Here is a 6945-nt window from a genome sequence, read left to right as displayed (position 1 = left end):
GTGTTGTTGGGTCCTCCGGTATTGGAGTGTTTTGAGGTTCGGGGTTGGTGGTTGCCTGGTAGGGGGGGGGGGGGAGGGGTTGTGCCGGGGGACTCCCCGGGGCCGCCGGAGCGGCGGGACGCGCCGCCGGGCGCGGGCCCGGGGTCGGGCCACCCGCCGGCTTGGCGGCGGCGGGGGCCGCCGGGGCGGCGGGCGCGGCCTCGGCCGCAGGGGCCGCGGCCGGGGTGGGACGGGGACCAGGGGTCGCGCTGGGGCGCGGACCCGGGGTCGGAGCACCCGGCTTGGGTGCACCCGCGGCGGCGGAGCCACCCGCGGGCTGGGGCGCCGCGCTCTTGCGCGGGCCCGGCTTGGCAGCGGAACCACCACCGGTGGGGGCCACACCAAGCGCGTCAGTCAGCTTTCGTACGACCGGCGCCTCAATCGTCGAGGACGCCGAACGGACGAACTCACCGAGCTCGGTGAGCTTGGCCATGACGGCCTTGCTCTCCAAGCCAAGTTCCTTGGCGAGTTCGTAAACCCGGACCTTAGCCACTTCACTCCTGTCTATGAGTCCGGGGTGTCTCGTCCGCCGGACCGTCGCTACTTCATGGGCGTACCCATCGCGTACTCATCGCGTACTCATCGAGAGCTCATCGCAATCTCGACCTACTTCCACATCGCGAGGTACCTGACTGGTGGCACAGCACGCGGCTGCCCGCGAACCGTGCTTGTTGCGGTGGTTCTCCCGCCGCACTGAGCGGCGGCCGTAGCGGGTGTCGCCCCACCGGGCGGCCTGATGGACTCAGGGCGCCGGGGTGTCGACGGTCCGCTCCCCGATGAACTCGCGGAGCCGCTCCGTGTCGAGCGTCCCCTGGAGGCGGAAGGCCCGGGGAAACGCCCGACGGCGGACCGCGAGGTCGAGGCAGGCCGGATCGGGGTGCAGGTGAGCGCCCCGGCCCGGCAGTGCACCACGGGGATCAGGGACGCAGACGCCCTCGACCGCCGTGACACGCAACAGCTGGTGCTTGGCCGCTCGCTTGCGGCAGCCCACGCAGGTGCGTTCCGGGCGTGCTCGGACGTGCGTCCGGCCAGACGAAGGCAAGTCTACCCCTCCGAAGGGACATGGCGCCGCCCCACCGATCCCGGGCGGAACGACGGGGGGCTTTGGCAGGGCGAACGACCGGTCAGCGCCGCACTCAGCGGTCGGTGTCCCGACCGCCGTCCTCGGGCTGGCCCTCGGTGTCCGGACGGATGTCGATCCGCCAGCCGGTGAGGCGGGCGGCGAGGCGGGCGTTCTGCCCCTCCTTGCCGATCGCCAGCGACAGCTGGTAGTCCGGCACGATCACCCGGGCGGAACGCTGGGCCAGGTCGACGATCTCCACGCTGGTCACCCGTGCGGGGGACAGCGCCGCGGCGACCATCTCCCGGGGGTCCTCCGACCAGTCGACGATGTCGATCTTCTCGCCGTGCAGCTCGCCCATCACCGCGCGCACCCGGCTGCCCATCGGGCCGATGCAGGCGCCCTTGGCGTTCAGCCCGGCCCGGCGCGACCAGACCGCGATCTTGGTGCGGTGGCCGGCCTCACGGGCGATCGCCGCGATCTCCACGCTGCCGTCCGCGATCTCCGGGACCTCCAGCGCGAACAGCTTCTTCACCAGGCTCGGGTGCGTCCGCGACAGCGTCACCGAGGCCCCGCGCACACCGCGGCGCACCGCCACGACGTAGCACTTCAGCCGGGTGCCGTGCCGGTAGTCCTCGCCCGGGACCTGCTCCTGCGGCGGCAGGATGGCCTCCAGCTTGCCGATGTCGACCAGCACGTTCTTCGGGTCGTTGCCCTGCTGGACGACACCGGTGACGATGTCGCCCTCCTTGCCCGCGTACTCACCGAAGGTCTGGTCGTCGGCGGCGTCGCGCAGACGCTGCATCATCACCTGGATGCCGATGCTGGACGCGATCCGGCCGAAGCCGTTCGGGGTGTCGTCGAACTCCTTGGGCTCGACGCCCTCGTCCAGCTCGGCCGGGTCCTCCGTCGCCCACACGGTGACGTGGCCGGACTTGCGGTCCAGGTGCACCCGGGCGCGGCGGCGCGAGCCCTCGGTGCGGTGGTACGCGGTGAGGAGGGCGGACTCGATGGACTCGACCAGCAGGTCGAAGGGGATGTTCTTCTCGTTGACCAGCGTGCGCAGGGCACTCATGTCGATGTCCACGGCTACGCCTCCTCGTCTTTTTTCGTCACGTTCGTCATGGTCCGGGCGGTGCGCAGGTCACAGCGCACCGTCGTCCCCCTCCTCGGAGGCGTCGTCGTCCGCGTAGTCCGCGGCCTCGTCGAGGAGCTTGTCGTCCTTGCGGTTGAACTCGACCTGCACGCGCGCCCGATCCACCTCGGCGTACGCCAGCCGGCGCTCCTTCGGACGGCCACGGCCCTTCACCGGCTGCACCTCGACCAGCGCGCCGTCCTCGTCCGCCTCCAGCACCCGGGCGACGATCTCCCCGCCGTCGACCAGGTGGATCTTGGCCAGTCGGCCCTCCGCGCGACGCCAGTGCCGGGGCAGGTCCAGCGAGCGCTCAGCGCCCGGCGAACCGACCTCCAGCAGGTAGGGCTCGTCGCCCAGCAGGTCCGACTCGTCCAGAGCCTCACCGACCACCCGGCTGAACTCGGCGATGGCGTCCATGTCCACGCCGCCGTCGGTGTCGACGTCGATCTGCACCTGGCGGCGGCTGCCGGCCTTGGTGACCTTGACGTCCTCCAGGTCCAGACCGGCCTGCACGGCCAGCGGCTCCAGCAACGCGCGCAGCCGGTCGGTGTGGGTGGTGCTCATCCGGGTGGACTCCTCGGCCGCGTCTGCTGTTGTCAGAAGGTCGCTCCGCGCCCTCCGGCGCCGGTCCGGCGCACACCGGGTCACGGCAGCTCGGCCCAAAGCCTAGCCGGTGAAGCCGCGAACCACCGATTCCGGACCACCCCCGACCGGGCGCACGCCACCCACTGCGAGCAAGCTCACACCCGCCCCGGCAGTGCCCCGAGATCCGAATCCGCGCCCGGAATCGTGGGGATTCTGTAATCATTCACGCCTACGAAGGGCAGGCGGGGAGGCCGCCCTCCCGCACACGCCCCGGAGTGACACCCATGCAGCCGCCCAGCCGACGCACGCTCCTGGCTCTCGGGCTGCTCGCCCTCACCACCCTCACCGCCTGCACCGGCTCCCACGGCGGCGACGACGCCGCGCCCGGCAACCGCGGCCCGCTGCCGAACCCGGACGAACCGGTCATCCTGCGCTCCATCGCCGCCACCGACACCCTGCTGGCCGGCTACGACGCCCTGCTCGCAGGCCCGGGCGGCGCCCAGGCCGCCGTGCTGCAGCCGCTCCGGGCCGAGGTGGCCCAGCACCGCGCCGCCCTCGCCTACGGGCTGCCGGCCGCCTCGATCCCCCCGGCGCCCCCGGCCACGCCCTCCACCACGCCTCCCACCGCGCCCTCCACCACGCCCTCGACCAGCCCGAGCGGGACACCGAGCGGAACGCCGGTCGGCACCCCCGCCGCGCTCGCCGCACTCGAACGGCAGACCGCCCAGGCCCGCCTCGCCGACCTGGCCGCAGCCCGGCCGCCGCTGGCCCGGCTGCTCGCCTCGGTCGCCGCCTCCGACGTGCTGCACGCCGTCGCCCTCGGCGACACCACCCCGCTGGTCGCCCCGCCCCCGGCCGCCACCCCCACCGAGGCGCCGACCGCGCCCCCGAGCGACCAGCCCACCGGCTCCCCCTCCGCCGGCCCGTCGGCCGACCCCGTCGCCGCCGCAGCGGTCACCGCCCTCCAAGGCGCCCTCGGCGCCGAACACGCCGCCGTCTACGGCTACGGCGTGGTCGGCGCCCGGCTCCCCGAGGACCAGCAGCGCACCGACGCCCGCACCGCCTACGCCGCCCACGAGGCCCGGCGGGACGCCTGGCAGCGGCTGATCGGTTCCCTCGGCGCCACCCCGGCCGCCGCGGCCGCCGGCTACCAGCTCCCGTTCGCCGTCACCGACGCGGCCGGCGCCACCAAGCTCGCCGCCCACCTCGAAACCCGGCTCACCACCGTCTACGCCGACCTGGTCGCCGCCGTCCCCGGCCCCCAGCGGGGCGCCGCCGCCGACGCCCTGCGCGACGGCGCCCTGCGCGCCCACCGCTGGGGCGCGGCCGACCCCGCCTTCCCCGGCATCCCCGAGCCCCTCCCCACCCCCACGGCCACCATTCCCTAGGGCCCGCGGCGCTGACCTGCGGTTTCCCGTTCATGGCCGACAATGGACGGGTAACACCAACGGGGGAGCGTCAACCGGAAGGTCGGCATGTCGGGAGCAGCACCGCAGATCACCGTCCCCGCCTGGCTGGCGCGCGGCGTCGCGACGAGCGAGGGCGAACCGGGCCGGCAGTGGCTGGCCGGGCTGCCCGCGCGGGTGGCCGCCCACCTGGCGCGCTGGGACCTCACCCTGGAGCGGGTGCTCGACCCCGGCGGCAGCCTGAGCCTGGTCGCCTACGTCCACCGCGACGACCTCTCCCCCGCCGTCCTCAAGACCGGCCTGCGGACCCCCGAGACCGCGCTGGAGCACGCGGCGCTCGCCCACTGGGCCGGGCGCGGAGCCGTCCTGCTGCTGGACGCGGACCCCGCCGAGGGCGTCCTGCTGCTGGAGCGGCTGCACGGGGACATCCCGCTGCGCTCGCTCGCCGAGGCGAAGGCGATGCTGGAGGCGACCAGCCTGCTGCACCGGCTCTGGAGCGCCCTGCCCGAGGACCACCCGTTCCCGACCCTCGCGGCCCGGACCGCCGACACCGCGGAACGGCTGCGCGGGCACCGCGCCCTGCCCGGAGCCGCCGAGGCCGAGCCCCTGATCGCCGAGGCGCTGGACACGGCCGACGGCCTGGCCGGCTCCGCCGCCGAGACCCTCCTGCTCCACGGGGACTTCCACCACGGCAACGTGCTCGCCGCCGACCGGGCGCCCTGGCTGGCGATCGACCCGCGCCCGCTGGCCGGCGAGCGCGCCTTCGACCTGGCCCGGCTGGCGCTGGACCGGGCGGACACCCTGGTCGGCTCCCCCGGCGTGGCCGCGGCCGTCCGCCGCCGACTGCACCAGCTCGCGGACGCGCTGGAGGTGGACCGGGAACGGCTGCGCGGCTGGACGCTGTTCCGGGCCGTCGACCTCGCCCTGCGGGCCCTGGCGGCCGGCCGCAGGGAGGACGCCGAGCTCTACCTGGAGTTCGCCGGGGCGCTGTAGCGCGAGCCCCGGGGCACGCCCTACGCCTCGCCCGGCCCGCGCAGCGGAAGCCGGGCCCCCATCACCGCGTACAGCCGGTCCGTGGCGGGAAAGCGCACCGCACGGGCGAGGTCCTGGTAGCCGAGCGCCCGGTAGAGCCGCCGGGCGGGGGTCTCCGCGTCGATCGCGGAGAGGATGCTGCGCTCCAGCCCGGAGCGCTCGCAGAGGGTGCGGATCAGCCGGGAGCCGACGCCCTGGCCCTGGTACTCGGGCAGCACGTGCAGCTCGGTGACGGCGAACACGTCGTCCAGCCAGGCGTCGTGGCCGCGCGCGTCCAGGTAGGGCTCGATCACCGTGCTCCACCAGTGGTCGCGCTGGTTGGGCATCCCGTAGCCGAAGCCGACCAGCCGACCGCCGCTCATCGCGCCGAGCGCGATCACCCCGGGCTGGTGGGCGTGCCGGCCGACGATGTGCAGCCGGACGGCGACCTCCTCGGCCGTCAGGCCGAACGCCACCGCCTGGACCTCCAGCGCCTGCGGCGCCCAGGCCGCAAGGTCGATGGCCTCGATCGTCACCCCGGTCAGCTGATCCATGCCTCGGACGTTACTACCCGTGGGCCGCCGGCGCGGGCGAAGATCGGAACCGAACTCCCGGGGGGCGGGCTCAGAACAGCACGCTCATGAACGCGCCGACCTCGCGGAAGCCGACCCGCCGGTAGGCGGCCCGGGCCCGCAGGTTGAAGTCGTTGACGTAGAGCGAGACCACCGGGGCGATCTCGCGCAGCGCGAGGTCGAGGACGGCGGCCATGCCGGTCTCGGAGAGGCCCCGGCCCCGGTACCCGGGGGCGACCCAGACGCCCTGGACCTGGCAGGCGCCCTCGGTGACGGCGCCGATCTCGGCCTTGAAGACGACCTCGCCGTCCTCGGTGAAACGCGCGAACGACCGCCCGGCGGACACGAGTTCGGCGACCCGGGCCTGGTAGAGCAGGCCGCCGTCGCCGGCCAGCGGGGAGACCCCGACCTCCTCGGTGAACATCGCCACGCAGGCGGGCATCAGCGCGTCGATCTCCTCCCGCCGCACCCGCCGCACCAGCGGGTCCGGCGCGATCTCGGCGGAGGGCACGGCGGTGGCCAACAGCGGCTGGTGGGCGCGGACTTCGCGGGCCGGGCCCCAACTGCGCTCCAGCAGCGCCCAGAAGGCGGCGGTGGCCCCGGCCGGGCCGACGATCGAGGAGCAGCGGCGGCCCTGCCGACGGGCCCGCTCGGCGAAGGCCGCGACGGCCTCCGGCCCGGCGTCGACCAGGACGAGGTTGGCCCCGGCGTAGCAGAGCGCGGCGAGGGCACCGTCCCCGTCGTACCAGCCCCACATCTCGCCGCCGAGCCGCCAGGGGTCCAGGCCGACGGCCTCGACCCGGGTGGCGACGAAGGAGTTGGCGACCGGGTCGCGGTGGAGGATCTCCAAGGCGTCCGCGAGGTCGGGGGGCTCCAGCACGCGGGTGGTGGCCAGGGCGCGGGCGGCCTGGAACGAGCCGGGGAGCATCACACCTCGATCGAGCATCGAGACAGCACCTCACTGAGACGAATCTGGCCGCACCCTACTCCGTGGCCCCACCCGGCTACGACCGTGGCCCCACCCGACTACGGCCGCGGGGGGGGGGGGGGGGGTGCGTGACGACGTCGCCGACGATGCCCGCACGGGCCCGGGCGGCATCCTGCTGTCCGGCATCCCCGCCCCTCTCCCCCCCCCCC

General features: G+C 74.7%; 8 protein-coding genes. 2 read left to right on the top strand and 6 right to left on the bottom strand.

The genetic code is table 11. The features are described from left to right. From ACFVX9_RS37615 to rimP, 4 genes are all read right to left on the bottom strand, one after another. On the bottom strand, nucleotides 1-532 hold a 532-nt coding region (locus tag ACFVX9_RS37615; RefSeq protein ID WP_387986535.1), incomplete at its 3' end, for a translation initiation factor IF-2 N-terminal domain-containing protein. A gap of 249 nt (nucleotides 533-781) precedes the next feature. After that, nucleotides 782-1081, bottom strand: a complete 300-nt coding sequence (locus ACFVX9_RS37610; RefSeq protein ID WP_079135592.1) for a YlxR family protein — start codon at nucleotides 1079-1081, stop codon at nucleotides 782-784. 94 nt (nucleotides 1082-1175) lie between these two features. Further along, nucleotides 1176-2186: a transcription termination factor NusA gene (gene nusA, locus ACFVX9_RS37605; protein WP_063347626.1), complete on the bottom strand. Its 1011-nt coding sequence runs from the start codon at nucleotides 2184-2186 to the stop codon at nucleotides 1176-1178. Nucleotides 2187-2243: 57 nt separating this feature from the next. Further along, a complete protein-coding gene (gene rimP, locus ACFVX9_RS37600; protein WP_063347627.1) occupies nucleotides 2244-2798 on the bottom strand; it encodes a ribosome maturation factor RimP in 555 nt (184 codons plus the stop codon). Nucleotides 2799-3655: 857 nt separating this feature from the next. On the opposite strand from rimP, the gene ACFVX9_RS37595 reads away from it, so the two are divergent. After that, the gene (locus tag ACFVX9_RS37595) at nucleotides 3656-4207 is read left to right on the top strand and encodes a DUF4439 domain-containing protein (protein WP_387986539.1); all 552 of its coding nucleotides are present in this window, start codon (nucleotides 3656-3658) and stop codon (nucleotides 4205-4207) included. Between the two features lie 87 nt (nucleotides 4208-4294). Beyond that, on the top strand, nucleotides 4295-5218 hold the full coding sequence (locus tag ACFVX9_RS37590; RefSeq protein ID WP_387986531.1) for an aminoglycoside phosphotransferase family protein: 924 nt from the start codon (nucleotides 4295-4297) through the stop codon (nucleotides 5216-5218). Between the two features lie 20 nt (nucleotides 5219-5238). Here ACFVX9_RS37590 and ACFVX9_RS37585 read toward each other — a convergent pair whose 3' ends face one another. Continuing rightward, complete coding sequence (locus ACFVX9_RS37585; RefSeq protein ID WP_063347629.1) at nucleotides 5239-5790, bottom strand: GNAT family N-acetyltransferase; 552 nt, start codon at nucleotides 5788-5790, stop codon at nucleotides 5239-5241. A 70-nt stretch (nucleotides 5791-5860) separates the two neighbouring features. Beyond that, nucleotides 5861-6736 (bottom strand): GNAT family N-acetyltransferase, encoded by an 876-nt coding sequence (locus ACFVX9_RS37580; protein ID WP_350885688.1) that lies wholly within the window; start codon nucleotides 6734-6736, stop codon nucleotides 5861-5863. Nucleotides 6737-6945 lie beyond the last annotated feature (209 nt).

It is taken from the genome of Kitasatospora sp. NPDC058243, from assembly GCF_042882025.1.
In the GTDB taxonomy this organism is placed as follows: Bacteria; Actinomycetota; Actinomycetes; order Streptomycetales; family Streptomycetaceae; genus Kitasatospora.
Note: the sequence above shows the minus strand (reverse complement) of the source record. Positions and strands in the feature narration are given on the sequence as shown.